Consider the following 24,687-nt stretch of genomic DNA (forward strand, 5'->3'; position numbering starts at 1 on the left):
ATGTGGTGATGCTTGAAGCGGTTCAGGCGGTGCGGGACAGGTGCAAGACGGTGGCGGTGATCAGGTCAGCGGCGGCCAACAGGGTGGCGGCCTCGACCCGGTTCGGTGTTTCGGCGGGGGTTTGGTAGCCGGGCATGCCCATCCCGATACCTACAGCGGCAAAGCCTGCCGCGGCGTAGCGGCGGTTGTCCGACGGCATCGCCTGCCCCCGCAACGCGACCCCGGTCTCGCGTCCGGCCTGATCGAGCGCGGCGAGCAGGCTGTGGGCTGGGCCGCTGGCTTCGACGGCGGCGGCTTGATGCAGTTGGGCGGCACCGTCCATATTGATGACCAGCGTCCCCGCAGCGAGATAGGTGGCGTGGTGGGCCGAGCCGTGCGCTCCGGCTTCCTCGGCGTCGAGCAGTGCAACCGCCAGCCCGACCTCGGCGGGCAGAAGACCGTGAAGCCGTTGTGCTGTTTCGACAACGACGGCGACGCCGGAGGCGTTGTCGCAGGCGGCTGGAAACCGCACCCCTCCGGGGTCGTCGCCAACGCCGTCGAAATGCGCGGTCAGCAGCACCGACAATGAGCCCTCTATTGGTGTGCGGAAGATGCCGTGGACGTTGCCGCCCTCGACATCGACCGTGCGCAACGGCACCGATCCTTCAATCTCAGACGGCTGTCCGGAGTGGACAGTCGCGGTCATCGCCTCGAACAGGTCCGTACGCACCGACAGGACCGGCAGCGGGCACGCGGCAGGTCCGGCAATCATCTTCGGCATCAAACCGGCGTCGTCGGTGCCTCGGGGCAGCACAATCCCTGCCGCACCAACATCAGCCAGCTCCGCGGCGCGGGCCGCGTTGTAGGACGGCTCGAGCACCCACGCCCCTGCCACCGCACCATCTGGCGCAGCGATAGGGCCGGTCACCAGGCCCGGTGTGTAGGCGGAGGCGAGATGCTCGGCGAAGTCTTGACGGTGCACAAGGTTCTGCTTGCCGGATGCCGTGGTCCAGCGAAGCACAGGGATCGCGGACAGTTCCTTGACCGCATTGCGGACCGGGAACGAGTCAGTGAACGCCTGTGCGCCAAGGCTTTCCAAATGCGAGACCAGCCATGCGGCGGCTCCCTTGCCGCCGGGAGTTCCGACCCGGCGGCCCTGGAAATCGCCGGCGGCCAGGCGGGCCACGACAGCGTGCATGCGCCCGGCGGCGTCAGGGGTGGTGGGGCCGGTGGCAACCGGCCCCACGGTCGGGCTGGTCATCCGCAGCAGCCTTTGCCGGCCTCAACCGCTTCGGCCTTGGCGGCGGTGCCGCAGCAGGAACCGGCCTCGGTGGCTTCGGCGGCGGTGCCGCAACACGGGCTGGTCGCAGCCGGCGTCTCGGCGGTCGCGGTGGCGGAGGGGGCGCTGCCGCAGCAGCCGCCCGCGGCAGCCGGGGCGAACGCCTGGTCGAGCTCGCCGGTGAACCCGCCGGCGGTAGGTGTGGTGGTCATGACAATCTCCTCGGATGTGAAGTGGAACGCGGGTTAGCGGATGATCGGGAGGTGGGTGAGTTGCTGGGTGCGGGTCTTGTGGACGAGGGCCTGGGAGCGGCACTGCGGTGTGCAGACCTGGGCGCAGCTGTCGCAGAACTCGGTGGTGCCGGTGGCGGTGAGCTTGCGGAAAAGCTTGGCGAGCATGATGCCCATCCTTGTCTAGATGTTCTTCTAATCAGCCGTGCAGGGGCAAGCTTGCACCCTGTTTAGAAATCTGTCAACCTAGAGGCATGTCGAAACAGCTTGTGGTCCTCAACACCGATGCCGTCGCCTGCTGCGAGCCGCTCGCCCAGGCCGCTTTGGACGTCTCGCAGGCCGAGTCCCTGGCCCCGATGTTCAAAGCCCTCGGTGACCCGATCCGGCTGCGCCTGCTCTCGATGATCACCAGCGCGGAAGGTGGCGAGGCCTGCGTGTGTGACATGACCCCGCAGTTCGACGTGTCCGGCCCGACCATCTCCCACCACTTGAAGGTGCTGCGCGAGGCCGGGCTGATCGAAGGGGACCGCCGTGGCACCTGGATCTGGTACCGGCCGATGCCCGCCGCCCTCGGCGCCCTGGCAGCCGTCCTTGCCGTGAGCCAGCCCGCCCTCGTGTGACGAGCCCGCGAGCCTGGACGAACAGCTGATGAACAACCACACCCCGCCCTTGTGCAACAAGCGTGACCCGGCTCTAAGATCACACGGTGCTGATATCAGCTGACAATGATGTGATCGGGCTTTTGGCGGATCCGGTCCGCGCGCAGATCGTGCAGGTGCTGTCCCGGGGCCCGGCCTGCGTGTGCCACCTCGTGGAAGACCTCGATCTCAAGCAGCCCAACGTGTCCAATCACGTGCGGGTGCTGCGCCAGGCCGGGCTCATCCGGGGCGAGAACCGGGGCAAGTTCACCTTCTACCACCTCAACACCGAAGCCCTGCGCACCGCCGCCGCGCACCTGACCGGGCTGGCCGAAGCCGCCGACACCAGCGCCGAGACCTACCGGGAGTGCGCATGAGCATGCCGTTGTGGCGCCGTGCCACCGCTGAACTTGTCGGCACCGCCGCCCTGGTCACCACCGTCGTCGGCTCCGGGATCATGGCCCAGCGCCTGTCCAAAGACGGCGCCGTGCAGCTGCTGGCCAATTCGACCGCGACCGTGTTCGGCCTCGCCGTGCTGATCGCGGTATTCGGGCCGATCTCCGGCGCCCACTTCAACCCGGTCGTCTCCGCTGCCGACTGGTGGCTGGGCCGGCGCTCCCGCACGGGGCTCGCCTTGCCGGATGTCGGCGTGTACGCCGTGGCGCAGACCGCCGGCGCGATCGCTGGTGCGGTGATCGCGAACCTGATGTTCGACCTGTCGGCGGTCACCTGGTCGCACACCGAGCGCTCAGGAACTGATCTGTGGCTGGGCGAAATCGTCGCCACCACCGGGCTGCTGGTGGTCATCGTCTCGCTGGTGCGTAACGGCAAAACCGCTGTCATTCCGGCCGCGGTGGGCGCCTACATCGGTGCGGCGTACTGGTTCACCTCCTCGACGTCGTTCGCGAACCCGGCGGTGACGATCGGGCGGGCGTTCACCGACACCTACGCCGGTATCGCCCCGGCCAGCCTCGCCGGTTTCGTCGCGGCACAAGTGATCGGCATGCTCGCCGCCCTGGGTTTGATCGCCGTGTTCTATCCCGCTGGTTCCACGGAGACCGCGGCCATGATTGACGAGAAGATCACCGCCGGAAAGGCAGCCTGACCATGTCTGACACTGGAAAACCCACGGTGCTGTTCGTGTGCGTGCACAACGCCGGCCGCTCCCAGATGGCCGCAGGCTGGCTGCGCCACCTCGCCGCAGACAAAGTCCGCGTCCTGTCCGCAGGCTCTGCCCCGAAGGAGTCGATCAACCCGGTGGCCGTAGCGGCGATGGCCGAGGTGGGCATCGACATCACCGGCAACATCCCGCAGAAACTCGAATACGAGACCGCCCAGGAATCCGACGTCATCGTCACGATGGGCTGCGGGGACGCCTGCCCGTTCTTCCCAGGGAAGCGTTACGAGGACTGGGAGCTGACTGACCCTGCCGGGCAGCCGATCGAAGTCGTGCGTCAGGTCCGTGACGAGATCAAGGCGCGGATCGAGACGCTGCTCGGCGAAATCCTGCCCGCTTAAGCAGATGCCGGGGGCGGGCAGCAGCGTTGCAACAACTGCTGCAGCTCGCCCAATGCCTGCCCTGCCCGCTGCGGGTCCGGAAAGTACAGCACCGTCTTACCCTCACGGCGGGAGGTCATCAGCCCGCCTCGGCGCAGCATCGCCAACTGCTCCGACGCCGTCGACTGCCCGATACCGGCCTCGGTGGCGATCTCACCCACGGAACGTTCCCGGCCGTCGACAAACAGCAGCAGGATCTGCTGCCGCGCCGGACTGGCGAGCGCTTTCAAGAATTCTTGCGCCGTCTCACTCAAGGCGGGGTTCATCGCGGTGTCTCCGTGTGCCACTTCACCAACCTATCGTATCGTAATTTCGCGAAATGACGATACGATCTGGATGTGACTGACACCCTTCACGACCTGATAGTCGTCGGCGGCGGGCAAGCCGGCCTGGCCACCGCGTTCCACGCCACCCGCCGCGGCTGGAAAACGCTCATCCTCGAAGCGGGCCCGGCGCCGACCGGATCGTGGCCCCGCTTCTACGACAGCCTCACCCTGTTTTCCCCAGCCCGGCATTCGTCGTTGCCCGGCATGCCATTCCCCGGCGACCCGGGCAGGTATCCGCAACGTGACGAGGTGGTCGAGTACCTGGCCAAGTACGCGGCCGGGCTCGACGCTCAGATCGCCGCCAGCCGTCCGGCCACCTCGGCGACATGGGACGCCGGAGTGTTCACCGTGTCCACACCGGACCGTGTGTTTCAGTCTCGGCGGGTGGTCAACGCGACCGGCGGGTTCGCCACCCCGCACCGCCCCGAGCTGCCTGGCCTGGACGGGTTCTTCGGAACTGTGCTGCACTCCGCCGAATACGTTGCCCCGCAAACGTTCTCCGGACAGCATGTCGTGGTGGTCGGTGCAGGGAACTCGGCGGTGCAGATCGCCACCGAACTCGCCACCACAGCCAAGGTGACGCTGACCTCCCGCCACCCGGTGAAGTTCCTGCCACAGCGGCCGTTCGGCCGCGACATCCACGACTGGCTCCACTGGACCAGACTCGGCCACGGCCGCCCCAGCCTGCTGCTCAAACGCGGCGTGGTCGCGGTGCTCGACGACGGCCACCACCAGCGGGCGTTGCAGAGCGGAAATCCTTTGTGGCGGCCCATGTTCACCCGCCTCGACCGCGACCAGGCACGCTGGGCTGACGGCTCTGCTGAGCGCGTGGATGTGGTGCTGCTGGCCACGGGATTCCGCCCGGCACTGTCGCACCTGGACGGTTTGTACGGTGCCAGCGGCGCGAGTGCGGTCGACCGCGACGGCGTGCCGCTGCACCGGCAGGGGGTGTCGCACACCGTGGCGGGCCTGGGATTTGTGGGCTTGGAATGGCAGCGCGGGTTCGCCTCGGCCACCCTGCGCGGAGTCGGGCCCGACGCCGCACACGTCTTGCGCCGTCTGCGCTAACCCGCCCCGGTCCTGCTGGCGTATCGCGTGTTACGAGTGCAGCAGGTCGCCGAAGATGTCGTTGCCCAGCTGCAGCGCCTGAGCCTGCGTTAGGACGTGCCCGGCCGCGGCCGGGTTGGCCTGCCACCAATCCTGGGCGCTGGTGGTGCTGGCGAAGAAGTTCATCACACCGCAGCATCGATCGGCGGCTGCCGCGGAGCAGCTCTCTCCTTCAGGCGGGCAGCAGTCACCGGTCCGGCCGGCCACGGCGGTGTTGGTGTCCGAGCCGACGAACACGACGGTGGAGGCGGGTTCCCACTGCGGCTGGCCGTCCTGGATCGACACAGTCACGTTGGCGCCGGTGTACGGGTCACGGGAGGTAATGGTGACGTCACGGCCGAGCATCCGGGCAATGCCCAGCGCGTCGATGGCGCACATCGCGTACACCGCCCGCCCGCCGTCGACGGCTACCACATGAGCGGTCGGCACCCCGGAGAACGGGTATGCGGCCCGGATTGCCCCGTCGGCGTCTAGCCGGATGACGTCCTTGTCGTGCAGCTCATCGAGCAACCCGTCCAGCTCGGCACCGGACACCCTGCTGCCGGACAGTTCCGCGCGGCTGGGGGCGTGGCCGTGGGCGGCGAACCAGCCCAGAATCTGTTTGTGCACGGTGCGGGCGGCTGCCGACACGGTGGAGATCCGGTCACGGGTCACCCCGACAGCCAGTTCGGCCGGATACGGCACCTGCCCGGTGCCGGGGCCTGCGGTCAGTGCCTGCCCGACCCGGGCAGCGGTCGGCAGGTCCAGGCGGCACGCGGCCCCGGCGACCGCCGCAAGCCCGGTCATCACGTCGATCCCGTCGGCCAGGACCGTCGGCGAGGGAAAGTCACCGACCCGCTCGGTGACTTCGATGTCGAGGCCGAGGGCGGCGATCGCTTCGCGCAACACCGCCCGTGCGGCGTCTGCGTGCGGGCATTCGGGCACCAGAAGCAGTTCGACCTGCGGGATGGCGGCTGGTGTCATGCCCGCCATCATATCCGCCTAAGCGGATATGATCGAGTGATGCAGACCGTGACCGCACAATTAAGCCTGACGGCACACCCTGGCAGGGTGATGCTTCCTGCCGAAGGCGATGCCGTGGCGGTGGTGGCGAAGTTCTTCCGCGCGCTGGGTGATCCGGCCCGGTTGCGGCTGCTGGGATTCCTGCTGCACGACGAGCACACCGTCACCGAATGCGTGCAGCACATCGGGCTGGCACAGTCGAGGGTCTCCACCCACCTGGCGTGCCTGGCCGACTGCGGCTACATCCAGGCCCGCCGCGTCGGCAAACACACCTTCTACCGCGTCGCCGAACCCAGGGTCGCCCAGCTGGTCGCGCTGGCACACATCCTGGCCGCCGACAACCGCGAGGCTCTGTGCGCCTGCCACCGCATCCCGCCCGCCGCAGCCAGCTAGGTGCCAGGCCGCTGTTTATGCCCGCCCTCCAACAAGGTGATCATCTCGGCGATCCGGCGGGCCCGCTCGTCCGGGCGGCGTTTGGTGCCGTCGATCCAGCGCAGAAACGCCTTGCGGTAAAACTGGGCCAGACCGTCAAAAAACGTCCCCGCCTGCGGACTTGCCTGCAACGCGGCGGCGATGTCGGCATCCAGATCCCCGCGCTGCGGGCCCTCCGGCACCAGCTCCACCTCGACCTCGCCACCGGCGGCCACCCCGCCGCAACCACGCAGCCACGCAGGCCCGACGGTAAAGCCGTGCACACCATCGCGGGTTTCGATCACCCCGCGGAACCCACGCCCGCCGATCGTGCCGGTGACCGGATGACGTGGCTTGACCCCCCACACCAGGTCGGGGTCGAACGGCACCACGACCAGGCCACCGCCCCGCGGCAACGGCTGCAGCATTGTGCGGAAACGTTTCACCGTCACCAGCCCATGCTGCCACGCCCACCGGCGGCCCCAAAGCGGGAACAGTATCTCCCTGTCCGACCGCCTCCCAGCTATCCTGCGGCAACGCCCATCTCGCCGAGCAACTGGCGCACCCGGCGTTCGATCTCGTCCCGTATCGGGCGCACCGCGTCCACGTCCTGTCCGGCGGGGTCGTCTAGGTCCCAGTTCTCGTAACGGATTCCGGGGAAGATCGGGCAGGCGTCGCCGCAGCCCATCGTGATGATGACGTCGGCGGCGCGGACGACCTCATCGGTCCACGGTTTCGGATATTCGCCGGTGATGTCGACGCCGGCCTCGGCCATGACTTCGATCGCGGCCGGGTTGATGGAGATCCCGGGCTCGGAGCCGCCCGGCCAGCCGACCGCCCGGTCGCCCGCGAGGTGCTGGAAGAACCCCAAGGCCATCTGCGAGCGGCCGGCGTTGTGCGTGCACAGGAACAACGCGACTGGTTTGCCGTCATGATGCTTGCCCTCCACCTTCGCCAGCGCGCGCAGCCTTTGGCGGGCGAACCGCTCGGCGATCAACGGCAGGAAGTGCGTCACCGTGGAGCGGGCGGCGAACCGGTCGTAGGAGGAGGTCAGGAACTTCTCGATGGTCTCCGGGCCGTAGATCCCGGCGAAGTCGGCGGCCAGATGTGTCGCTGCGGTGCGCAGAGCGAGCTGCTGGTCGATGGTCAGATCCGAGGCGGGGATGGTCATGACACTGCTCCAAAGGCGGGTCAGGAGGGGCTTTCCAGAACGGGGTGGAAGCGGGAGATGCGCGCGGCCAGGTCGGCGTAGGCGTCCTCGAACGCGGCGTCGGTGCCGGCCGGGACCGGGTCGGGCACCGACCAGTGCAGCCGCAAGACGTTGGCAGGCAACGACTCGTGGGCGTGATCGCACACCGCGATCACCAGATCCCCGTCGGCCTCGACTTCGCCGAGCCGCGAGGTGCGGTCAGGATCGAGGTGCAGGCCATGACGTTTCGCCGTGCGCACCGCCTTCGGGTGCACCCGCGGCGCGGGCTGCGTCCCGGCCGACGCGGCCGGGACCGTGCTGGCCGCCGACCACAACGCCGCCGCCAGCTGCGACCGGGCCGAGTTCGCAGTGCACACAAAGACCACCCGCCGCGGCGCGGACAACGCCGGGGAACGCAACGCCGACAGCGCTTGCGGGCGCAGCCGCACATACGTGCGCCGCCGGTCGGCCTCCGACCGTGACCGGCCGATCACCCCTGCGTCTTCGAGGACCTTGAGGTGATGGGCGACCAGGTTGGTCGGCAGCTCCAGCCGTGCGCCGATCTCGCCTGGGGACGCGTCCCCGGCAGCCAGGATGTCGGCGATGGCCAGGCGGGCCGGATCCCCCAGCGCCGCATGGATCCGCGCCCGCGCCGTCAACGAAAGCTCAGTACTCATTGAGTCAAAATGTATTGAGGTGATGCTCTACGGTCAAATGAACAACCACTGAACTATAGGTAGCATTACTACGTATCGGGTTGCTACGCTTTCCAGTGAGCGCTCGCGTCCACAGGGGGAGCCGATGAACACCATCACGATCTTCGGGTTGGAGATCCCGGACGCCGGGCCGGTGTTCCTGACCGCGCTGGCGTTTCATATCGCTGCTGGGCTGACCTGCGTGACCAGTGGGGCGCTTGCCGCCAGCGCACGTAAGCACCCCGGCCGTCATCCGAAGGCGGGCAAGGTCTACCTGTGGGGTATCGGCGTGGTGTTCGTGACGGCGTCGGTGATGTCGGTGATCCGGTGGCGGGAGAACTGGCACCTGTTCCTGGTCGCGCTTGTCGCGGCAGGGCTGGCGTGGTTCGGGTGGCGCTCGCGGGTGCACCGGCGGCCGGGCTGGCCGGTGCGGCATGCGATCGGGATGGGCGGCTCCTACATCGCGCTGCTGACAGGGTTCTATGTGGACAACGGGCCGCAGTTGCCGTTGTGGAAACGTCTGCCGCACTGGGCTTTCTGGGTGCTGCCCGCCGCCGTCGGCATTCCGCTGATCTGGTGGGCGCTGCGCCGGTTCAAGGCCGGGATCAGTACCCGGCCACGCGCAAGCGCCACAGGCGCCGCCACGCGGTAGCCGCAGCAGTCAGGCGCATCGCGCTCAGCAGCGCCGCGATGGCGACGATCGGCGTGCCGGCGAGCTGGCCGGCAGCCGCTGTCAGCAGGACCGCATCAGCCACCACACAACCCGCCGCCGCCAGCCGCGCCGCCCGCCAGGCCCAGACCACCGGCAGGACAGCCCGCAGCCTCCTGCGCCCGGCGGCAATCGCGAACACCGCGCAGGCGATGGTGAAAGCCAGCAGCAGCGGCAGCACCGGCGCCATGTCCAGCACCGAGACGATCCGGGCAGGCAGCCCCGGCCCGTGCCCGGCCGCGGCGAGCCATACGCCGCCGATCAGTGGCCCGGAAATGATCAGGCCCAGTCCGGTGCGGCGCGCCATCCCCGGCATGATCGCCGCGGCGAACTGCCCGGCCAGCAGCCGCGGTGTCCCGAACCGGGATACCGCGTCATGCGCGGCCAGCGCCGGTGAATGCCCTGCGGCTACAGCGGTTTCGACCTCGCAGGCCAGAGTGTCGGCGGTTTCGGTGAGGATGCGGGTGCGTTCCCGGCGTGGCAGCCGCAGCGCCGCGTCCAGTGTGGACAGATAGTCGGCCATCACCGATGTGGCTTCGGCGGGCAGGCCCAGTGTGGCGGTCAGTTCGCGGGAACCCATGACGTCTCACCGGCCAGAACCGCGGTGACCGCGCCAGAGAACCGCTGCCACCCCTGCCGGTGTGTGGCAAGAGCGGTTCGCCCGGGGGCGGTCAGCTGGTAGACGCGGCGTTTACGTTCCCCCGGTGGCTGGTCCCACGCGCTGGCCACCAGCCCGTCTTCCTCCAGCCGGCGCAGCGCCGGGTAAACAGTCCCGGTGGGCAGGTCGAAGGTACCGCCGCTGACTGATCGCAACACCTCGATCACCGCATACCCGTGTGCCGGGCCGGACTCCAGGACGGCCAGCAGCAGCCCGTCCAGATGCCCTTTCAGCGCCTCGGCCCTCATAGGTAGCAACACTACCCCTGGTGTGGGCGGTGCGGCAGGCTACGACCCTGACCTGGCCCACCGCCCAGCAGGGTCAGGCGGGTTTGACCGCGCGGACTATCGCGGCGTGCATGCCGTCGGCGACCTCGTGGGTGTATGTGATCTCCACGGCGGTGAACCCGGCCGCTTCCAGGTGCTGGCGGTATTCGGCCACCGACAGGGCTCCGGCGATGCAGCCGACCCAGCCGCCGCGTTCGGCGCGTTGTTCGGGGGTGAGGTGGTCGGCGGCGACGACGTCGGAGACGCCGAACCGCCCGCCGGGGCGCAGCACCCGGAAGGTGGAGGCGAACACGGCGGGTTTGTCGACCGACAGGTTGATCACACAGTTGGAGATCACCACATCGACGGCTGCGTCCGGCAGCGGGATGTCTTCGATCTGGCCTTCCAGGAACTCTACATTGGACACCTGCGCTTCGGTGGCGTTGCGGCGGGACAGTTCCAGCATCTCCGGCACCGCGTCCAGACCGTAGGCCTTGCCGCCGGGAGCGACCCGGCGCGCTGACAGCAGCACGTCGATACCGCCGCCGGAGCCCAGGTCCAGCACGATCTCCCCCGGGTGCAGATCGGCGACCGTCAGGGGGTTGCCACAGCCGAGGCTGGCCTCCAGTGCGGCAGCGGGAAGCCCCGTGGTGTCGGTGCCGCCGTAGAGGCCGGCACCGAAAACCGGTTCACTGCAACAACTCCCGGCCTCGTCCGCCGAGGATGGGTGAGTCGCGGGTTCGCAGCAGCCGGACGTGCCGCAGCAGGAACTCGTGGCATTTCCGGACAGCACGGTGCGGGCGGTAGCGGCGTAGGTGTCTCTGACCTGAGTGGCGATCTCTTGCGCGGTCGCAGCCGCCAGGACAAGCGGCGGATGGTTCGAGTCGGTGCCAGTGCTCATGATGGTCAACTCCCAGAACATGAGGGGAACCCGGCATCATGGATGCCAGGCAAGGGACCAGCGCGCTAGCACAACTATTACACAAACTCGTGTATTAGTGTAGGAGTGTGGGGATGGGCAAGGCAGACCAGCAGGAAAACGGCACACGAGCCGCCCGCAGGGCGCTGACCGTGCTGGATCAGCCGACGGGCAATCCGCCACTGGCCGAACGCCCCGTCATGGACCCCGCACGGGCCATCGGGATCGCTGCGCTGTTCAAGATCCTGGGAAACGACACCCGGCTGCGGCTGTTGCACGTCATCGCCCGCGAAGGCGAAGTCCGCGTCAGCGACATCGCCGCCCAGCTCGGCATGACCCAGCAAGCCGTCTCCAACCAGTTGCAGCGCTTGGCCGACCAGCGCATCATCGCCGCCCGCCGCGACGGCAACAGCGTCTTCTATCGCATCGTCGACTCCTGCGTCCCCGCGCTGCTTGACCTCGGCTGGTGCCTGCACGAGGCTACCTCCAGCAAACAGCACTAGGGCACGGCACCTGAGAAGGCTCAGTCAGGCAGCCCGCACAAAGGGCTGCTACTGCAGAATGCGGCAACCAGATCCCGCCTAACTCTGTGCCCGGCCCTCTCCCCGCCGGGCACAAACCCTTCACCTTTCATCCAGGCCTGATGGCTGGCCGCGCAGCACGCGCAGGCGCCGCTGATACTCCTCGTCATCGATCTCACCCGCAGCGTATCGGCGAGCCAGAATCTGTTGTGCCACATCCGGCATCACGGGGTTGGCGTGGCTGGTGGAGCGGACGGCCCACACCACGATCGCTGCCACGGCGGCGATAACCACAAGAATGCCCAGGCCCGTCCAAAACATCATGAGCATTCCGGTGCCGTGCATCATCATCTGGCACCTCCATCGAGGTTGGGAATGTTGAACCAGGCAAGCGGCTCGACGGTCAGGTTGCGCAGCACCACCGCGTACAGCAGGAAAAGGCCGACGTAGACAGCGATGGCTTTGCCGCCCGGTCTCCACAACGGCAGACGCCGGCCGCCGTAGGCCGCGGCAGTCCAGGCGATCAACGCGTAGAGGCCGTACAGGATGCCGATCAGGGCGGCGAGGTGGTGGCGTGCGGCCTGGATCAGGTTGCCGTGCAACAGATACCAGAACATACGGGTACCGCCGCACGTCGGTCCGTTGATGCCGGTGAGGGCATGCCATAGGCACGGCCCGGTGGGGTCGGCGATGCGGTCGGTGGGGTTGAACGCCAGCACCCACGCGCTGGCTGCGGCCAGCAGCAGCCATATCGCGGCGGGGCCGAGCCGCCACCACCACGGCCTGCGCGTCACGGGTTGCGCGTGCCAGGCAGTGTTCATGAGGTGGCCTCCAGCCTCGCCTGGTAGCCGACTTGTGCGATCGCGGCCACGATCGTGTCCACCTGCACGTGTTCGGCGGCGGTCACGGTGGTCTGTCCTTTGCGGACACTGGTTTCCGAGCGGGTGACGCCGTCGATGTCGTCTTCGAGGGTTTCGTCGATGAGCATGCCGCAGGAGGCGCAATGCATTCCGGTCACGGTGAACAGGTAGGTGGTCATGATGCCGCCTTGGTGGTGACGGTGAGTTTGCCGGTGTACATGCCCATGCCGCACGAGTAGGCGAGCCGGCCGGGTTTCAGGATGCCGAGGTCGATGCTGGTGTCGCCGTTGACCGGCAGGATCTTCTCCACTCCCAGGCTGGGGATGACAAACGAACGGATGCAGCCTTGTGCTTTCTGCGATCGCACGATCAGGGTGGTGGGCAATCCTGCTGCCACGTCAAGTTCTCCCGGTGCATAGGAGCCTTCGGTGGCTGTCACGATCACGGTCTGTTTCCCGTCGGCGACGGTGACGCGTTCGCGGGTTTCCGGTGTGTTGGCTGCGGCGGCGTCGTCGCCGGTCAGGCCGAGGGTGGAGGCGAGCTGGCTGGCGGCCAGTGGTGAGCCGGTCAGTTCCAGGCCTCCGTTGAACGTGTACGCCCCGAGTGTGAGCACGACCAGGCCGGTGGCCACGGCGAGGCGTTGACGCCACGGGCCCTGAGTACGGCGGGCGCGGGCAGCGGCATACCCGAGGAGGGTGAACAGTGGCGCGGTGCCGATGACGAAAACGGCCAGGATGAGCGCGCCCTGCCAGGGTGATCCGGACGCGACTGCCAGGGCCATCACCGACAGCGTGACCCCGCACGGGATCAGAATGCTCGACACCCCCAGCACCGCTGGGGCCAAAGCGGACTGGGACCGGGCCCGGCCACGCACCAGCCGGGTCCAGGAGGCGGGTGGGGTGAACACCAGGCCGGTGAAGCCGCGTACCCCGAGCTGCCCGAGCCCCATCACGATGATCAAAACTCCGGCGCCGAGTTGCACCATCGCCCGGATGTGCGCCGACAGTTGCACCGCCGTGCCGGCCAGGCCCAGCAGCGCACCGAGCAGGGTGTGGGAGACGAGTTTCCCGGCCAGGAACCCGCCGACCGGGGCCAGGTCATCGCCGAAACTCGCCGGCGGTGCTGGTGGTGTGCCTTTCCTGGCCCGGGGCCGTTTGCCCGAAACCGCGGTGGCGGGGGTGGGTTGCTGCCGGGACACCAGCCCGGCGAGGAGACCGCCTTGGACCGCGGCGCAGGAGACGCCGCCGGCCAGCAGGCCGAGCAGCAGAACAGAGATCAGACTCGTAGACACGTTTCAAGAAGCCTTTCGCACGAAGAGAAACAACCACACACAAAATCCATCCACAGTCGTGGATTAATCGGGGCGGTTTTCCCTCACGTGCGCGAAATACACAACTGCGCCAGCACCGGAGCCCGCACAGGCATCTCGATGGGGCGCAACAGCACCTGGCCCAGCCGGCGCAGCAGCCCGAGCAGCCTCAACGGGGAAGCCAGCACGATCAGCGCCGCGGCGAAGCTGGCCAGCACGCTGATACACAAGGCCGCCATCCCGGCGGGCATGCCCGGGTCAGGCTGGTCCGGGCTCGCATTTGCGGGCTGGGCGCCGTGACCGGTGGGCAGGTCGTGAGCCGTCATCGTGGCGGACATGGTGGTGGCGGCCATCGGGGAGGTCATCATCCCGTCGGTGCACTGCCATGCCTGCCACAGACCGAACCCAGTCAGCAGCAGCGCCACGATCAGGGCACGCAGCGGCATGCCCGCTGGTGTCCGCATCGTGGAGCGCATACCGGCCAGGATACGACACCAGCACGCGCCAAGGCCCAGCCGCGACCGCGACCCCGCAGCGAGGAACCCACCTACCCTTGGGCCTCCACTGGACCTGCCGCACAGATCTTGAATAGTTCAGCGATATCTGTATCATCGTGTTCGTGCTGAAAGCTGCGACACATCTTGACGCGATGGGACGGGTCGGCCGGGCGCTGGCCGACGAGACCCGCTGCCGCATCCTGGTCGAGCTCACCGCCCGGCCCGCCTATCCCAGTGAGCTGGCAGACCGGCTCGGCGAGTCCCGGTCGAAGATCTCCAACCACCTGTCGTGCCTGCGTGGCTGCGGCCTGGTCGTGGCGATATGGGAAGGCAAGAAGGTCCGCTACGAGATCGCCGATCCCCGCCTGACCCACGCCCTGGCGGATCTGCTCGGCATCGTTCTGGCGGTCGACTCGGATGCCGAGTGCGTCGAGGACCACGTGGAGCAGCCGGCATGAGCACCCCGACCGTTCTGACGCCGCAGCGCCGCCAGCAGCTCAACCGCCGTAGCCTGCATCTGGCGTATGCCACCGCCGGATACAACACCCTTGAGGGCATTGTCGCGATCGCCGCCGGTGCCGCCGCGTCTTCCACGGCGCTGATCGGGTTCGGGCTGGACTCGTTCATCGAGGTGTCCTCGGCGCTGGTGGTGATCTGGCAGTTCCGTTCGCGGCTGCCCGAAGCCCGCGAACGGCTGGCGCTGCGGCTGATCGCGCTGTCGTTCTTCCTCCTGGCCGCGTACATCGTGTTCGGATCGGGGCGGGCGCTGCTGTTGGGCGCCGAAGCCGAAACCTCCACCGTCGGGATCATCCTGGCCGCCGTGAGCGTGGTGGTGATGCCGCTGCTGGTGTGGGCCAAACGCCGCACCGGCCGCGAGCTCGGTTCGGCCACCGTGGTGGCCGACTCGACGCAAACCCTGCTGTGCACCTATCTGTCGGCGATCCTGCTGGTCGGGCTGGGATTGAACGCGTTGTTCGGCTGGTCGTGGGCCGACCCGGTGGCAGCGCTGGTGATCGCCGGTGTCGCGGTGAAGGAAGGCGTCGAAGCGTGGCGGGGTGAGCATTGCGCCGACTGCGCCCCGATCACCGGCGGGGACGGTGACAGCGGCTGCGCAGATGGCTGCTGCGACAACGCCCCCTCCCCCGCATCGTCTGCTGTGGACGGTGCCCGGTGAACCTGGCCGCATTCGCCCTGTATCTGGTGTTTCTGCTGGTGGCGTTCGGCTACCGCACCTTGGTGCAGTGGCGGCGCACCCGCGACACCGGGCTGCGCCTGGACGCCGGACCCGTCGGCGGACTGCGCTGGTGGGCCAAAATCGGCTTCCTGGGCGCGGTCGGCTTGTGCGCCGCCGCACCCGTGGCCGGGCTGGCCGGGCTCCAACCGTTGCCGCCACTGGACTTTCCCGTTCTGCGGTGGGCAGGGGTCGTGCTCGCCGTAGCCGGGATCGCAGCGACGCTGGCGGCGCAGCTGGCGATGGGTGACTCATGGCGTATCGGTGTCGATCCCGCCGAACGCACCGCCCTAGTGACCGGGGGCCCGTTCTCGGTCGTCCGTAACCCGATCTTCACCGCGTTCCTGGCCGGATGCGCCGGGCTGACCCTGATGACAGGAAACGTTGTTGCGGTGCTGGGTTTCGCGGCACTCCTGGCCGCGATCGAAGTGCAGGTCCGTGTGGTCGAGGAACCCTACCTGCACCGCACCCACGGCAGCGCCTACACCGCGTACACGACCCGCACCGGCCGGTTCATCCCCGGACTCGGACTGCTGCGCCACCGCTAAACGTCGAACAAGACTTCACCCCACGCGACGGCAGGGCTGGTCTGCCACGCCCAGAACCTGGAAGGACACAGCTGTGGGAGCCGGACACGGCCACGATCACGGCCATACACACGCGGTCACCACGACCGGGCAGCACCGCAAACTACTCGTCGCCGCGATCGCCATCAGCGGCACCATCTTCGCCGTCCAGCTGGCCGGGGCGTTCATCACCGGTTCGCTGGCCCTGCTCGCCGACGCCGGCCACGTTCTGGCCGACGCCGGCGGGGTCGCCTTAGCCCTGGGTGCGGCCCTGCTGGCCGCCCGCCCCGCAAAGGGAAAACGCACCTTCGGCTGGGCCCGCGCCGAAATCCTCGCCGTCGCGATCAACGGCCTGATCCTCACCGGCATGGGGGTCTACATCTTCACTGAAGGCATCCGCCGCCTCATCACCCCATCCGCCGTGCAGCCCGGCGGGATGGCCGTGTTCGCCCTCATCGGCCTTGTCGGCAACCTCGCCGCGGTCGCCCTGCTCTACCGCGCCCGTGACGCCAGCCTGAACATGAAAGGCGCCTTCCTCGAAGTCGCCACCGACACCGTCACCTCACTGGGCGTGCTGGCCGCAGCGATCATCATCGCCGCCACCGGCTACACCCGCGCCGACGCAATCGTGTCCATCCTCATCGGACTGATCATCGTCCCGCGTGCCATCAAACTGCTCCGCGAAGCCACCAACATCCTGCTCGAGGCAGCACCGGAAAACCTTGACCTGCAACACCTGCGCAACCACATCACACAACTCGACCACGTGCTGGACGTCCACGACCTGCACGTGCACACCGTCACCTCCGGCATGCCCGTGCTCTCCGCCCACGTCGTGGTCGAAGACGAATGTTTCCACGACGGCCACGCACCCCAGCTCCTCGACGCACTGCAAGCCGGGATCGCCGGGCACTTCGACGTCGAACACTCCACCTTCCAGCTCGAACCAGCCGGGCACGCCAGCCACGAACACCCCACCCACCCATGACCAGACACCTGGAAAGTCAAGCGCCCATAGGGTTTACCGCCGGGTGAGCCAGTCGACGATCACGCGGGTGGTCTGCTCGGGATGGGTCATCAGCCCGGCATGAGCCGCGCCGCCGATGACGGCGAACTCGCCTGCGGGCAGCAGCTCGGCCGCCTGCCGGCAGATGTGCGGCGGGAAATACAGGTCATGTTCAAACGAAGCCACCAGCACCGGCACCGTGATGTCCTTCAACGCCGGCATCCGGTCCGGGTCATGCAGCCAACCGTAAGACGCCGCCGACTGCCCGTTCTCCCCATCAACCGACGCCCACACATGTTCCTGCATGTCCAGCATTCCCAGCCACTGCGACACCGTGCCCGGATCGTCACGCAACATGGTGGGAGGCAGACCGGTCAGCAGTGTTTGCAGCTTGGCCGCCGCCGCCGGGATCCTCCCATATTCTCCGATGAGATCAGCCTCAATCTGCACCACCGCTGAAAGCAGCGGCGACATCGGCCCGGCACCGGCCAGCAACACCATCCGCGACACCAAGTCCGGACGCGTCCGGACCAGCCATTCGGCGGTGAAACTCCCCAGCGAATACCCGACAACCGTCACCTCGCCCAGGCACAACGCGTCGAGAATCCCCGCAGCGTCACCGGCCAGCTGCACAATCGTGTACGGGCCAGGTGGGGCCGCAGACGGCGCGACCCCACGGGCTGCATACGACACCACCTGAAACCTTTGCGCGGCAAGGGCGTCAACCAGGCCGCACATCTGCCACGCGATCGGCGGCATACCGGTCCCGCCCAACAGCAGCACCGCAGGACCGTCTCCCGTTCGCTCAACCCCCAACGTGATCCCGTTGACTTCCATGACCTGCACTGCGAACCCCCGAACATCGCGCAAATGGTGATCCGCACGGTAACCACCTCTGTCCAGCCACCACCCCAGGGCGGTTCGGGCGCTCCTCAGTCCCGACCTGGCGGATGCCTGCACCGCGAATATCGAAGGATCCTGTCGCACCCGGCTGCGAACATTGACCGGTGACCCTCGTCGTGCCAACGCCGACCCCCAACCCCACGCTCGACCGCATCCGGGCGTTGCAGCCACTCGCCCACCAGCACGTGGGCAAGCAGCACGTGGTCACCAAGGCCATCCTGAAGCGCTTCGGCAACCCTGTTCCTGTTGCGGGCGCCGCCAGGGGCCATCTGGCGGATTTCAACCTGGACTGGCCAGAGGCCACGATCAGATTCAAAGGACCCAAGGGGTGCGGCTACGTCAGCGACTTCGTGCGCTACGCCTCCGCCTCAATGGAGCAGGTATGGAAGGAAACTGAGGACCGGCTGCCCGCAGCCATCGACGCCTGCTTGACCCAGACCGCGTTGGCCGATCCCGCCACCGTCGAGGTGCTCAAGAATGCGATCGTCATGCATCACGTGCGCAGCGTGCACATCCGCGCCTACCTTGACGGGATCTGGGATGTACGGGTCACGCAGTTGCGCCACTCATTCCTGCACGAGCAACGAGCGGTCACCGAACGCGCCTTCGTCACACAGTTCCATGGGCTTGTCCCCGGCCCCGGGTGTCTGGAAGCCCTCATCGATGAGGCAATGGCCCCGCACCTCGCCCTGAAGGAACAGGACGCCTACTTCCGGGAGAGCCTGGAGCGTCTCTATCGTCTCGCCTCATCTGCGGTGACCGCCCACGGGCTCGAAATCAGCACCACCGACACCGGCGACTTCCTGATCTCCGACGCACCCGCACTGGCCATCGCCGAACACGGCCGCCTCGGCCTGCGCGATGGAGTCGGGTTGAAGGAGGCCATCACGGTCGCACTGCCGCTCACCCCGCAATGCCTGATCTCACTAGGCGACAACGACACCTACCTGACCCTGGATCGCCAACAAACCGACGCGATGAACTGGCACCAGATCCGCAGCGCCGCCCACCACGTGTACTTCAGGCCCGGCAGCGGGCTAGAGACTTTCATCCGCGCCAACCTTCCCGCACGGAGGTAGCCCGCCGTCCCTTGCGCCCAGCCCACGTCATGCCATCGGCCGAGGCCAGTCCAGAAGGTATGAGCTCGTTACTCACCTGACCGGCAACCCATCGCCCACCTGCCCACTGAGATCACCTTCGAGCAGTACGCGCTGCACGTGTGGCTGCCCAACCACGTCATCGAGGCCACCACCCGGCAGGGCTACACCTACCAGCTCCACGCCCACCTGATCCCCGTCTTCGGCCCGATCCTCATCCCCGAGATCCGCCGCCTGGACATCCGTCTGTGGGTCGCGGCCAGCACCAAAGCCGGCATCGCCCCCGCAACCCTGCGCGGGCTGAAGAATCTTCTGAGCGCCGTCCTGCAAGCCGCGGTGCTCGATGAGTTGATCGACCTCAACCCCTGCCGAGGACTGCGCACCCCGTTTGCTGGACCACCACCACTGCAGGTCCTCACCCCGCAGCAGTTCGACACCCTGGCCGCAGCCTTCACCAACCCCGTCGCCCGCCTGATGGCCGAAACCGCCGTGTCCACCGGACTGCGCTGGGGCGAACTCACCGAACTACGAGTCTGCGACTTCAACCCCGCCACCCGGATGCTGGCCATCGACCGCACCGTGGTCGTCGTAGCCCGCCAGTTCCACCCCGACGGCCAACGGTTCCTGATCAAGAACCACACCAAGAACCGGACCCGCCACCGCGTGAAGATCAGCGCGGATCTCGCCGGGAAACTTACCGAGCACATCCTCGCCCACCGGCTGCGTCGCAAGGACCTGCTCTTCCACGCCGACATGCTTATCATCACCCGGCCGAGACGCCGGAAAGAGCCAGGTCCACGCTTGGCCGACATACGGCGGCATGGCACCACCAGCGCCTACAGCTCCGGCTGCCGCTGCGACGACTGCCGCGACGCGATGTCCGCCTACCGCAGACGACGCCGGCAACTACGCCACGACCGGCCGACGAAGCCAACCAGCAGCGACGGGCACATCGAGGTCACGATCTTCCGCATCAACCACTGGCTTCCAGCACTACGGCGGGCCGGGCTGCCGTTCCCGGTCCGGTTCCACGACCTGCGGCACGCCCACGCCACCTGGCTGCTCGTCGGCGGCGCCACCGTCGCCGACGTCAAGAAGCGGCTCAACCAGGCCAGCATCCAGGCCGCCGAACGTTACCTGCACAACCTGCCCGACGCCGACGACCAGATCGTCGAGGCATTCGAGCGGGTCAGGACCCGAATCTCGCCCACAGGCGATCAAGCGTGGCAAAGATCTTGAAGGCGACGTCATCGGCGCGCCACAGACGATCGTCAATATGGCGTGTCCCGAAGATATTCGGAGGGATTGACAGTAGTGCCCACTCCAGCTCAGAGAAGAGAAGTCAAAGGTTTCCGAAGAGATCGAGACTTCTCGCTCAATGGTGCATCAAATGTGGAACATAGGTGGCAATGGATACCCCGCTGACACCCCGCCAACGATCAAGGGCACTTACCCAAGTGAATGGATAAGTGCCCTTGACCTGCAATTCCTTTGTAGCGGGGACAGGATTTGAACCTGCGACCTCTGGGTTATGAGCCCAGCGAGCTACCGAGCTGCTCCACCCCGCGTCGGCTTGTAAACCGTAGCCTGGCGCGGGGTGAAACCGCAAATCGAATCGCGCGCGTTTTGCGTCACCCGCCCGGGGAGGGTGTGGCGCTAGGGGCTGGTGTGGCCGCGGCGGCAGCCGCCTGAGCTGCTTGGAATTCCTTTATCGCCTCATCAAGCGCCTTCAGCGCCCGGCCCTGTGCCTCAAAATCACCAGACTTTTGAGCGGCCCGCAGATCCTCGATGGCCTTGTTCACCTTTTCAGCGGCAGCGGCCAGCGCATTACTGGAAGCGGGCGGAGGCGTTGTCGTTGGTGGTTTTTCCGTCACCGGAGGCGGCGGCGCGTTTCCTGTGAGCTGCGCTATGCCGTCGGCGATGGTGGTGGCAAAGGCCACGCGGTCGCCGTAGTTCATGAGCAGCCGCTGGAACTGTGGGAACGCCTGGTCGTTTGAGCTCTTGGTGTAGATGGGCTCGATGTAAAGCATTCCGCCGCCGTAGGGCAGCGACAGCAGGTTGCCCTTCACTAGACCCTGATCTCGCCAGAGTCCCAGCTGCGTCTTCACATCATTTGGCGAGCCCTCGATTTTCGCCGTGTTGTTTTCCATCCGCTCCTGAGCTTGGCCCGGCCCAGGAATGGGACTGTCCTTGCCCAGCTCCAAAACTTCCAGGACTTGCTTTCCGTCCACATAGGATCCGGAGATGATGGCCGCGAGGTTTCGCTTGTCCTTCGGGTTCACGGCGGCCACGAGCTGGAACCGCACCGAATCCTGCTCGGGGAGTTTCGTCAGCAGGTAATAGGGCGGCTGCTTGACGTTGCCCTTGGCCGGGTCATCGGGCACGGCCCAGAAGTCAGCCTCGGTGAAGAACTCGCCCGGGTTCGTCACGTGGAACTGTGCCAGCAGGTCACGCTGCACCTTGAAAAGGTCGGCCGGGTAACGGAAGTGGCTTTCGAGCTCAGACGGGATCGAACTCTTGGGCTTGACGAGGTCGCCACCAAAAGCCTTATTCCAAGCCTTGAGCACGGGGTCCTTGTCGTCGAACTCATAAAGCGTCACTGAGCCGTCATAGGCGTCGACCGTGGCCTTCACCGAGTTGCGGATGTAGTTGATTTGCTGGCGCGCGAGCTGGAACGTGCCGTCGCCGGTGAGCGCGTCGTTCGTCACCTCACGCAGGTCGACCCGCTTCGAATAAGGGAAGTTGGCTGACGTGGTGAAGCCGTCGATGATCCAGACGATCCGTCCACCTACGACAGCCGGATATGGGTCGCCGTCAAGGGTGAGGAACGGCGCGACTTTTTGCACCCGCGTACGCGGATCGCGCTCGTACAAAATCTTGGAGTTGTCGTTAATCGCGTCGGCGAGCAAGAAGTTGGACTCGGCGAACTTGATCGAGTAGAGCAGCCGCCGCCAGGTCGAGCCGATGTCCACACCGCCGGTGCCCTCGTAGGTGTGGTGGGCGTCGGTAGTTTCGCCCACGGGACGGTCATACTCCACATCCGGACCGCCGGGCACCTTGCCCACGATGGCGTATTCCTTCATTTGCTCGCCGTAATACACCCGTGGCTGCTTCTGCTCCGGCATCTCACCGGTGGCCGAGGCGCAACCGCCCAAAGTGGACCCTTCAGAGAAGAACCCTGACACGAACTTCGGCAGACCGTTGCCCGCGCAAACCTCGTTGGCAGGTGCGGCCACCAGACCGTACCCGTGGGTGTAAATGGTGTGCCGGTTGATCCAGTTGTTCTGCGTGCCCGTGAGCGCCTCGTAGGACAGTTCGCGCAACCCGACGACGTAGTCGCGGACCTTGCCGTCCTTGAGCGTGTAGCGGTCGATGTCGAGCTTGTCGCCGAAGTGGTAGAAGCTGCGCACCTGGGCTAGCTGCGTGTAGGCCTCGGACACCACGGCCGGGTCAAGCTGGCGGATGTTCGGCACGACGGTCTGATCGGTGGCGAGACTCGCCGGCGGAACAGTCACGCCAGAGGTGTAGTCCCGTTTTTGCGCGTCATCGATGCCGAAGCCGAGACGAGTTTGCCCGATGGCACGGGATATGTAATCGGCTTCCTTGGTGTTGCGGCTCGGGTCCACCTCGAACGTTTGCACGCCCCAGGGATAGATGCCGCCGATGGCGATCGCCGACACGAGCAGCAGTCCAAGCGCGACGGCAGGCCCGGTCAGGTTACGCATCACCGCGTTGGAGAAGATCAAGATAGCGATGGCCACGATAATGGAGATGTACATGAGCATCTCTTTGGCGGGCAGCAACGCGTTGATGTCGGTGTATCCGGCGCCGGTCAGCTTCGTCCCCGTGATGGTGTCTAGGAGCAAAGCGCGCTGATCGAACCAGTACGCGATCGCCTTGAGGATGACGAAGAACGCGACCAGGCTGGTCAGGTGAGCCCGTCCCGCGGTGGTCAGCCGCTCCCCCGGCCCGGACAGCCGCAGGCCACCGAAGAGGTAGTGCACCGCGAGCGATCCCAGCAGCGCCAGCACCACCACGGTGAAACCTGTGCTCAGCAGGTATTGCCAGAACGGAAGCCGGAACACGTAGAAACCGATGTCGATGCCGAACTCTGGATCGACCTCGCCGAAATCCACCGCGTTGCTAAACAGCATCCAGTCTTGCCAGTGGCCTTGTGCCGCGAGCCCGGCGAACAGCCCGATCACGGAAGACACGATGATGAACCAGCGGTTGAGCCGCGGCCCGAGCAGATACCGATACCGCTCTAACGCTTCCTGAGAATGTCCTGTGGGCGGCAAGAAAGGCCGCACGCGATAGGCGAGATAGAGGTTGCCGAAAATGAAGCCGCCGACGGCGAGCCCGGCGACGGCGAAGAGCGTGAGCCTGGTGCCCAGCTGCCCGGTGAAGACAGGCGTGGCCTTGAGTTCTTCGAACCAAAGCCATTCGGTCCAGGCCTCAACTACCCAGCCAAGGGTCGCGAAGAGGACGAGCAATCCGGTCAGGACGATGAGCCAGGCCCGGCTGCGACGGCTCATCCGGGGAAGCTGACTTGATCTGGTCACCACGGTGGTCCAGCCTACAGTCGAAATGAGCGCTCGGAGATGTCGCGCCTTCGGCCCACCACACACGACCGCTCACATCGATCGCTCCGCCGGCCATCAGCAGGACGGCAGCGGTGCTCCTGACGGCAAGGCGGCTAACGCGGCCATCGCGTCATCCAAGGTGGACACTTTGACGACCCGCAGACCGTCGGGCACGTTGCCGACGGTTTCGGCACAGTTGGCGGCAGGAGCGAGGAACACTGTCGCGCCCGCGGCCCTGGCGCCGTGGAGTTTCTGGGCGATCCCGCCGATCGGCCCGACCCGGCCTTCGTCGTCGATCGTGCCGGTGCCGGCGATGACCATGCCGTGGGTCAGATCCTCGGCCTTGATCTTGTCGATGATGCCGAGAGCGAACATCATGCCCGCGCTAGGCCCGCCGATTTTGTCCAGCTTGATTTTCAGCTGGTACGGATTCGGCTGTGTCGTCTTGATCGAGATGCCAAGTTTCGGGTTGCCGTCCTGGCCAGCCTTGGTGGTGATGTCCACTGTGGACTTCACTCCGTCACGGGTGTAGCCGACCTGGCGGACCGCTCCGGCCGGCTTTTCCGTCACGAGCTGGAGCAGCTTTTGCACCGAGCTGACCTCGACGCCATCGACGGTCTCGACGATGTCACCGGCCTGGAGTTTGCCGGCGGAGGCACCGTCAGCGGGGACTTCGGAGACAGCGACCTTGACGGGAAAGCCGAGATAACGCAGGGCGGCGGTTTCCGCGCTCGTCTGCGACGCCTCGAACTCTTGCCGGTTTTCTTCCTCGACCTGCTTCTCGTCTTTGTCCTCGGGATAGATCAGCGTGCGGGGAACAACCGCGTCCTCATCGGAGAACCAGCCCTTGATCGCCTCAAGCAGCGAGACGCTCGACGAGACCGAAACGGTCGTCATCCGCAGCTGGCCTTTGCTGGCAGACGTTTCGCCTCCGGTGATTTGAATCACCTCTTGGCACGAGTCAGAAAGCTCGGTGCAGGCCTGCCCGGACCCGTCAACCGCACCCAGCGTATTGACGGTTGGCCCTGGACTGAGCTCGACATAGGGCACCTCGGCGGTGCCCGCGAGCACAGCTAACACCAGCGTGATCGCGAAGCCGAGCATGACGGTCAGGCCACGGCGCCGGATTCCGAATGAACGCTTCGGGGG

At 66.7% G+C, this 24,687-nt stretch carries 33 protein-coding genes and 1 tRNA gene; 14 read left to right on the forward strand and 20 right to left on the reverse strand.

What is annotated here, in order from left to right; genetic code table 11:
- Window positions 1-22 precede the first annotated feature (22 nt).
- The 3 genes from A3E1_RS0133800 to A3E1_RS47540 are packed head-to-tail and all read right to left on the reverse strand — an operon-like array spanning window position 23 to window position 1,656.
- Window positions 23-1,240, reverse strand: a complete 1,218-nt coding sequence (locus A3E1_RS0133800; protein ID WP_020525259.1) for a M28 family metallopeptidase — start codon at window positions 1,238-1,240, stop codon at window positions 23-25.
- Complete coding sequence (locus A3E1_RS0133805; protein WP_020525260.1) at window positions 1,237-1,470, reverse strand: hypothetical protein; 234 nt, start codon at window positions 1,468-1,470, stop codon at window positions 1,237-1,239. The genes A3E1_RS0133800 and A3E1_RS0133805 overlap by 4 nt, the downstream gene beginning before the upstream one ends.
- 33 nt (window positions 1,471-1,503) lie before the next feature.
- Window positions 1,504-1,656 carry a hypothetical protein gene (locus tag A3E1_RS47540; protein ID WP_157631906.1) on the reverse strand — a complete coding sequence of 51 codons (153 nt, stop codon included), beginning with the start codon at window positions 1,654-1,656 and terminating at the stop codon, window positions 1,504-1,506.
- A gap of 86 nt (window positions 1,657-1,742) precedes the next feature.
- Here A3E1_RS47540 and A3E1_RS0133815 point away from each other — a divergent pair, with 86 nt between their 5' ends.
- The 4 genes from A3E1_RS0133815 (at window position 1,743) to A3E1_RS0133830 (ending at window position 3,644) form a co-directional block, all read left to right on the forward strand.
- Window positions 1,743-2,108, forward strand: a complete 366-nt coding sequence (locus A3E1_RS0133815; protein WP_020525262.1) for an ArsR/SmtB family transcription factor — start codon at window positions 1,743-1,745, stop codon at window positions 2,106-2,108.
- 86 nt (window positions 2,109-2,194) lie between these two features.
- Window positions 2,195-2,503 carry an ArsR/SmtB family transcription factor gene (locus tag A3E1_RS0133820; protein ID WP_020525263.1) on the forward strand — a complete coding sequence of 103 codons (309 nt, stop codon included), beginning with the start codon at window positions 2,195-2,197 and terminating at the stop codon, window positions 2,501-2,503.
- Window positions 2,500-3,231: an aquaporin gene (locus tag A3E1_RS43525; RefSeq protein ID WP_020525264.1), complete on the forward strand. Its 732-nt coding sequence runs from the start codon at window positions 2,500-2,502 to the stop codon at window positions 3,229-3,231. The genes A3E1_RS0133820 and A3E1_RS43525 overlap by 4 nt, the downstream gene beginning before the upstream one ends.
- Window positions 3,232-3,233: 2 nt before the next feature.
- Window positions 3,234-3,644, forward strand: a complete 411-nt coding sequence (locus A3E1_RS0133830) for an arsenate reductase ArsC (RefSeq protein WP_020525265.1) — start codon at window positions 3,234-3,236, stop codon at window positions 3,642-3,644.
- Here the strand turns inward: A3E1_RS0133830 and A3E1_RS0133835 are convergent.
- Window positions 3,641-3,949, reverse strand: a complete 309-nt coding sequence (locus tag A3E1_RS0133835) for an ArsR/SmtB family transcription factor (RefSeq protein WP_040392557.1) — start codon at window positions 3,947-3,949, stop codon at window positions 3,641-3,643. The genes A3E1_RS0133830 and A3E1_RS0133835 overlap by 4 nt on opposite strands.
- 72 nt (window positions 3,950-4,021) lie before the next feature.
- Here A3E1_RS0133835 and A3E1_RS0133840 point away from each other — a divergent pair, with 72 nt between their 5' ends.
- Window positions 4,022-5,077: a flavin-containing monooxygenase gene (locus A3E1_RS0133840; protein WP_020525267.1), complete on the forward strand. Its 1,056-nt coding sequence runs from the start codon at window positions 4,022-4,024 to the stop codon at window positions 5,075-5,077.
- Window positions 5,078-5,107: 30 nt separating this feature from the next.
- On the opposite strand, the gene merB is transcribed toward A3E1_RS0133840, so the two are convergent.
- Window positions 5,108-6,079: an organomercurial lyase gene (gene merB, locus A3E1_RS45400; RefSeq protein ID WP_157631907.1), complete on the reverse strand. Its 972-nt coding sequence runs from the start codon at window positions 6,077-6,079 to the stop codon at window positions 5,108-5,110.
- 39 nt (window positions 6,080-6,118) lie between these two features.
- On the opposite strand from merB, the gene A3E1_RS0133850 reads away from it, so the two are divergent.
- Window positions 6,119-6,511: an ArsR/SmtB family transcription factor gene (locus tag A3E1_RS0133850; RefSeq protein ID WP_020525269.1), complete on the forward strand. Its 393-nt coding sequence runs from the start codon at window positions 6,119-6,121 to the stop codon at window positions 6,509-6,511.
- On the opposite strand, the gene A3E1_RS43535 is transcribed toward A3E1_RS0133850, so the two are convergent.
- The 3 genes from A3E1_RS43535 to A3E1_RS0133865 all read right to left on the reverse strand — a co-directional run bounded on the left by A3E1_RS43535 (window position 6,508) and on the right by A3E1_RS0133865 (window position 8,395).
- Window positions 6,508-6,981: a YdeI/OmpD-associated family protein gene (locus A3E1_RS43535; protein WP_211216044.1), complete on the reverse strand. Its 474-nt coding sequence runs from the start codon at window positions 6,979-6,981 to the stop codon at window positions 6,508-6,510. The two genes, A3E1_RS0133850 and A3E1_RS43535, sit on opposite strands and share 4 nt — an antisense overlap.
- 71 nt (window positions 6,982-7,052) lie before the next feature.
- Window positions 7,053-7,700: an arsenate reductase ArsC gene (locus A3E1_RS0133860; RefSeq protein ID WP_020525271.1), complete on the reverse strand. Its 648-nt coding sequence runs from the start codon at window positions 7,698-7,700 to the stop codon at window positions 7,053-7,055.
- A 20-nt stretch (window positions 7,701-7,720) separates the two neighbouring features.
- Window positions 7,721-8,395: an arsenate reductase/protein-tyrosine-phosphatase family protein gene (locus A3E1_RS0133865; RefSeq protein ID WP_020525272.1), complete on the reverse strand. Its 675-nt coding sequence runs from the start codon at window positions 8,393-8,395 to the stop codon at window positions 7,721-7,723.
- Between the two features lie 124 nt (window positions 8,396-8,519).
- Between A3E1_RS0133865 and A3E1_RS43540 the strand changes: the two genes are divergently transcribed.
- Window positions 8,520-9,065 carry a hypothetical protein gene (locus tag A3E1_RS43540; RefSeq protein WP_020525273.1) on the forward strand — a complete coding sequence of 182 codons (546 nt, stop codon included), beginning with the start codon at window positions 8,520-8,522 and terminating at the stop codon, window positions 9,063-9,065.
- On the opposite strand, the gene A3E1_RS0133875 is transcribed toward A3E1_RS43540, so the two are convergent.
- From A3E1_RS0133875 to arsM, 3 genes are all read right to left on the reverse strand, one after another.
- Window positions 9,019-9,702 (reverse strand): hypothetical protein, encoded by a 684-nt coding sequence (locus A3E1_RS0133875; RefSeq protein WP_020525274.1) that lies wholly within the window; start codon window positions 9,700-9,702, stop codon window positions 9,019-9,021. The two genes, A3E1_RS43540 and A3E1_RS0133875, sit on opposite strands and share 47 nt — an antisense overlap.
- Window positions 9,684-10,028 (reverse strand): PadR family transcriptional regulator, encoded by a 345-nt coding sequence (locus A3E1_RS0133880; protein WP_020525275.1) that lies wholly within the window; start codon window positions 10,026-10,028, stop codon window positions 9,684-9,686. Before A3E1_RS0133880 ends, A3E1_RS0133875 begins: the two co-directional genes overlap by 19 nt.
- A gap of 73 nt (window positions 10,029-10,101) precedes the next feature.
- Window positions 10,102-10,947: an arsenite methyltransferase gene (gene arsM, locus A3E1_RS0133885; protein WP_051105235.1), complete on the reverse strand. Its 846-nt coding sequence runs from the start codon at window positions 10,945-10,947 to the stop codon at window positions 10,102-10,104.
- A gap of 113 nt (window positions 10,948-11,060) precedes the next feature.
- On the opposite strand from arsM, the gene A3E1_RS0133890 reads away from it, so the two are divergent.
- The gene (locus A3E1_RS0133890) at window positions 11,061-11,468 is read left to right on the forward strand and encodes an ArsR/SmtB family transcription factor (RefSeq protein ID WP_020525277.1); all 408 of its coding nucleotides are present in this window, start codon (window positions 11,061-11,063) and stop codon (window positions 11,466-11,468) included.
- A 120-nt stretch (window positions 11,469-11,588) separates the two neighbouring features.
- On the opposite strand, the gene A3E1_RS43545 is transcribed toward A3E1_RS0133890, so the two are convergent.
- The 5 genes from A3E1_RS43545 to A3E1_RS0133915 all read right to left on the reverse strand — a co-directional run bounded on the left by A3E1_RS43545 (window position 11,589) and on the right by A3E1_RS0133915 (window position 14,131).
- Window positions 11,589-11,837, reverse strand: coding sequence for an SHOCT domain-containing protein (locus tag A3E1_RS43545; RefSeq protein ID WP_020525278.1), 249 nt, complete (start codon window positions 11,835-11,837; stop codon window positions 11,589-11,591).
- Window positions 11,834-12,307 (reverse strand): DUF2752 domain-containing protein, encoded by a 474-nt coding sequence (locus A3E1_RS0133900; RefSeq protein WP_020525279.1) that lies wholly within the window; start codon window positions 12,305-12,307, stop codon window positions 11,834-11,836. Before A3E1_RS0133900 ends, A3E1_RS43545 begins: the two co-directional genes overlap by 4 nt.
- Complete coding sequence (locus A3E1_RS0133905) at window positions 12,304-12,525, reverse strand: heavy-metal-associated domain-containing protein (RefSeq protein ID WP_020525280.1); 222 nt, start codon at window positions 12,523-12,525, stop codon at window positions 12,304-12,306. The genes A3E1_RS0133900 and A3E1_RS0133905 overlap by 4 nt, the downstream gene beginning before the upstream one ends.
- Window positions 12,522-13,637 (reverse strand): sulfite exporter TauE/SafE family protein, encoded by a 1,116-nt coding sequence (locus A3E1_RS0133910; RefSeq protein ID WP_020525281.1) that lies wholly within the window; start codon window positions 13,635-13,637, stop codon window positions 12,522-12,524. The genes A3E1_RS0133905 and A3E1_RS0133910 overlap by 4 nt, the downstream gene beginning before the upstream one ends.
- An 83-nt stretch (window positions 13,638-13,720) precedes the next feature.
- Window positions 13,721-14,131 carry a hypothetical protein gene (locus A3E1_RS0133915; RefSeq protein WP_026209091.1) on the reverse strand — a complete coding sequence of 137 codons (411 nt, stop codon included), beginning with the start codon at window positions 14,129-14,131 and terminating at the stop codon, window positions 13,721-13,723.
- Between the two features lie 173 nt (window positions 14,132-14,304).
- Between A3E1_RS0133915 and A3E1_RS0133920 the strand changes: the two genes are divergently transcribed.
- From A3E1_RS0133920 to A3E1_RS0133935, 4 genes are all read left to right on the forward strand, one after another.
- Entirely contained in the window at window positions 14,305-14,610 is a 306-nt protein-coding gene (locus A3E1_RS0133920) for an ArsR/SmtB family transcription factor (protein WP_040392707.1), read from the forward strand.
- Window positions 14,607-15,326 carry a cation diffusion facilitator family transporter gene (locus A3E1_RS0133925; protein WP_020525284.1) on the forward strand — a complete coding sequence of 240 codons (720 nt, stop codon included), beginning with the start codon at window positions 14,607-14,609 and terminating at the stop codon, window positions 15,324-15,326. The genes A3E1_RS0133920 and A3E1_RS0133925 overlap by 4 nt, the downstream gene beginning before the upstream one ends.
- Window positions 15,323-15,931 (forward strand): methyltransferase family protein, encoded by a 609-nt coding sequence (locus tag A3E1_RS0133930; RefSeq protein WP_020525285.1) that lies wholly within the window; start codon window positions 15,323-15,325, stop codon window positions 15,929-15,931. Before A3E1_RS0133925 ends, A3E1_RS0133930 begins: the two co-directional genes overlap by 4 nt.
- A 73-nt stretch (window positions 15,932-16,004) precedes the next feature.
- Window positions 16,005-16,937, forward strand: a complete 933-nt coding sequence (locus A3E1_RS0133935) for a cation diffusion facilitator family transporter (RefSeq protein WP_020525286.1) — start codon at window positions 16,005-16,007, stop codon at window positions 16,935-16,937.
- A gap of 33 nt (window positions 16,938-16,970) precedes the next feature.
- Here A3E1_RS0133935 and A3E1_RS0133940 read toward each other — a convergent pair whose 3' ends face one another.
- On the reverse strand, window positions 16,971-17,825 hold the full coding sequence (locus tag A3E1_RS0133940) for an alpha/beta fold hydrolase (protein WP_169454489.1): 855 nt from the start codon (window positions 17,823-17,825) through the stop codon (window positions 16,971-16,973).
- A gap of 137 nt (window positions 17,826-17,962) precedes the next feature.
- Here A3E1_RS0133940 and A3E1_RS0133945 point away from each other — a divergent pair, with 137 nt between their 5' ends.
- The gene (locus A3E1_RS0133945; protein WP_020525288.1) at window positions 17,963-18,937 is read left to right on the forward strand and encodes a DUF4238 domain-containing protein; all 975 of its coding nucleotides are present in this window, start codon (window positions 17,963-17,965) and stop codon (window positions 18,935-18,937) included.
- 138 nt (window positions 18,938-19,075) lie between these two features.
- Complete coding sequence (locus tag A3E1_RS43550; protein WP_020525289.1) at window positions 19,076-20,194, forward strand: tyrosine-type recombinase/integrase; 1,119 nt, start codon at window positions 19,076-19,078, stop codon at window positions 20,192-20,194.
- 255 nt (window positions 20,195-20,449) lie between these two features.
- Here A3E1_RS43550 and A3E1_RS0133955 read toward each other — a convergent pair.
- The 3 genes from A3E1_RS0133955 to A3E1_RS0133965 all read right to left on the reverse strand — a co-directional run bounded on the left by A3E1_RS0133955 (window position 20,450) and on the right by A3E1_RS0133965 (window position 24,666).
- Window positions 20,450-20,523, reverse strand: a tRNA-Met gene (locus tag A3E1_RS0133955).
- 63 nt (window positions 20,524-20,586) lie between these two features.
- Window positions 20,587-23,490 (reverse strand): UPF0182 family membrane protein, encoded by a 2,904-nt coding sequence (locus A3E1_RS0133960; protein ID WP_020525290.1) that lies wholly within the window; start codon window positions 23,488-23,490, stop codon window positions 20,587-20,589.
- Between the two features lie 123 nt (window positions 23,491-23,613).
- Window positions 23,614-24,666, reverse strand: coding sequence for a YlbL family protein (locus tag A3E1_RS0133965; protein WP_026209092.1), 1,053 nt, complete (start codon window positions 24,664-24,666; stop codon window positions 23,614-23,616).
- Window positions 24,667-24,687 lie beyond the last annotated feature (21 nt).

Source organism: Catelliglobosispora koreensis DSM 44566 (genome assembly GCF_000379685.1).
Classification (GTDB): Bacteria; Actinomycetota; Actinomycetes; order Mycobacteriales; family Micromonosporaceae; genus Catelliglobosispora; species Catelliglobosispora koreensis.

What these genes read in the sequence shown, in the direction of transcription:
- A3E1_RS0133890 (WP_020525277.1), top strand. Translation starts at nt 11,061, where the DNA reads ATGGGCAAGGCAGACCAGCAGGAAAACGGCACACGAGCCGCCCGCAGG.
- A3E1_RS0133815 (WP_020525262.1), top strand. Translation starts at nt 1,743, where the DNA reads ATGTCGAAACAGCTTGTGGTCCTCAACACCGATGCCGTCGCCTGCTGC.
- arsM (WP_051105235.1), bottom strand. Translation starts at nt 10,947, where the DNA reads ATGAGCACTGGCACCGACTCGAACCATCCGCCGCTTGTCCTGGCGGCT.
- A3E1_RS0133865 (WP_020525272.1), bottom strand. Translation starts at nt 8,395, where the DNA reads ATGAGTACTGAGCTTTCGTTGACGGCGCGGGCGCGGATCCATGCGGCG.
- A3E1_RS0133880 (WP_020525275.1), bottom strand. Translation starts at nt 10,028, where the DNA reads ATGAGGGCCGAGGCGCTGAAAGGGCATCTGGACGGGCTGCTGCTGGCC.
- A3E1_RS0133800 (WP_020525259.1), bottom strand. Translation starts at nt 1,240, where the DNA reads ATGACCAGCCCGACCGTGGGGCCGGTTGCCACCGGCCCCACCACCCCT.
- A3E1_RS43525 (WP_020525264.1), top strand. Translation starts at nt 2,500, where the DNA reads ATGAGCATGCCGTTGTGGCGCCGTGCCACCGCTGAACTTGTCGGCACC.
- A3E1_RS0133875 (WP_020525274.1), bottom strand. Translation starts at nt 9,702, where the DNA reads ATGGGTTCCCGCGAACTGACCGCCACACTGGGCCTGCCCGCCGAAGCC.
- A3E1_RS0133960 (WP_020525290.1), bottom strand. Translation starts at nt 23,490, where the DNA reads ATGAGCCGTCGCAGCCGGGCCTGGCTCATCGTCCTGACCGGATTGCTC.
- A3E1_RS0133900 (WP_020525279.1), bottom strand. Translation starts at nt 12,307, where the DNA reads ATGAACACTGCCTGGCACGCGCAACCCGTGACGCGCAGGCCGTGGTGG.
- A3E1_RS0133860 (WP_020525271.1), bottom strand. Translation starts at nt 7,700, where the DNA reads ATGACCATCCCCGCCTCGGATCTGACCATCGACCAGCAGCTCGCTCTG.
- A3E1_RS0133920 (WP_040392707.1), top strand. Translation starts at nt 14,305, where the DNA reads ATGGGACGGGTCGGCCGGGCGCTGGCCGACGAGACCCGCTGCCGCATC.
- A3E1_RS0133905 (WP_020525280.1), bottom strand. Translation starts at nt 12,525, where the DNA reads ATGACCACCTACCTGTTCACCGTGACCGGAATGCATTGCGCCTCCTGC.
- A3E1_RS0133835 (WP_040392557.1), bottom strand. Translation starts at nt 3,949, where the DNA reads ATGAACCCCGCCTTGAGTGAGACGGCGCAAGAATTCTTGAAAGCGCTC.
- A3E1_RS0133925 (WP_020525284.1), top strand. Translation starts at nt 14,607, where the DNA reads ATGAGCACCCCGACCGTTCTGACGCCGCAGCGCCGCCAGCAGCTCAAC.
- A3E1_RS43540 (WP_020525273.1), top strand. Translation starts at nt 8,520, where the DNA reads ATGAACACCATCACGATCTTCGGGTTGGAGATCCCGGACGCCGGGCCG.
- A3E1_RS0133915 (WP_026209091.1), bottom strand. Translation starts at nt 14,131, where the DNA reads ATGCGCTCCACGATGCGGACACCAGCGGGCATGCCGCTGCGTGCCCTG.
- merB (WP_157631907.1), bottom strand. Translation starts at nt 6,079, where the DNA reads ATGACACCAGCCGCCATCCCGCAGGTCGAACTGCTTCTGGTGCCCGAA.
- A3E1_RS43545 (WP_020525278.1), bottom strand. Translation starts at nt 11,837, where the DNA reads ATGATGATGCACGGCACCGGAATGCTCATGATGTTTTGGACGGGCCTG.
- A3E1_RS0133830 (WP_020525265.1), top strand. Translation starts at nt 3,234, where the DNA reads ATGTCTGACACTGGAAAACCCACGGTGCTGTTCGTGTGCGTGCACAAC.
- A3E1_RS0133805 (WP_020525260.1), bottom strand. Translation starts at nt 1,470, where the DNA reads ATGACCACCACACCTACCGCCGGCGGGTTCACCGGCGAGCTCGACCAG.
- A3E1_RS0133850 (WP_020525269.1), top strand. Translation starts at nt 6,119, where the DNA reads ATGCAGACCGTGACCGCACAATTAAGCCTGACGGCACACCCTGGCAGG.
- A3E1_RS47540 (WP_157631906.1), bottom strand. Translation starts at nt 1,656, where the DNA reads ATGCTCGCCAAGCTTTTCCGCAAGCTCACCGCCACCGGCACCACCGAG.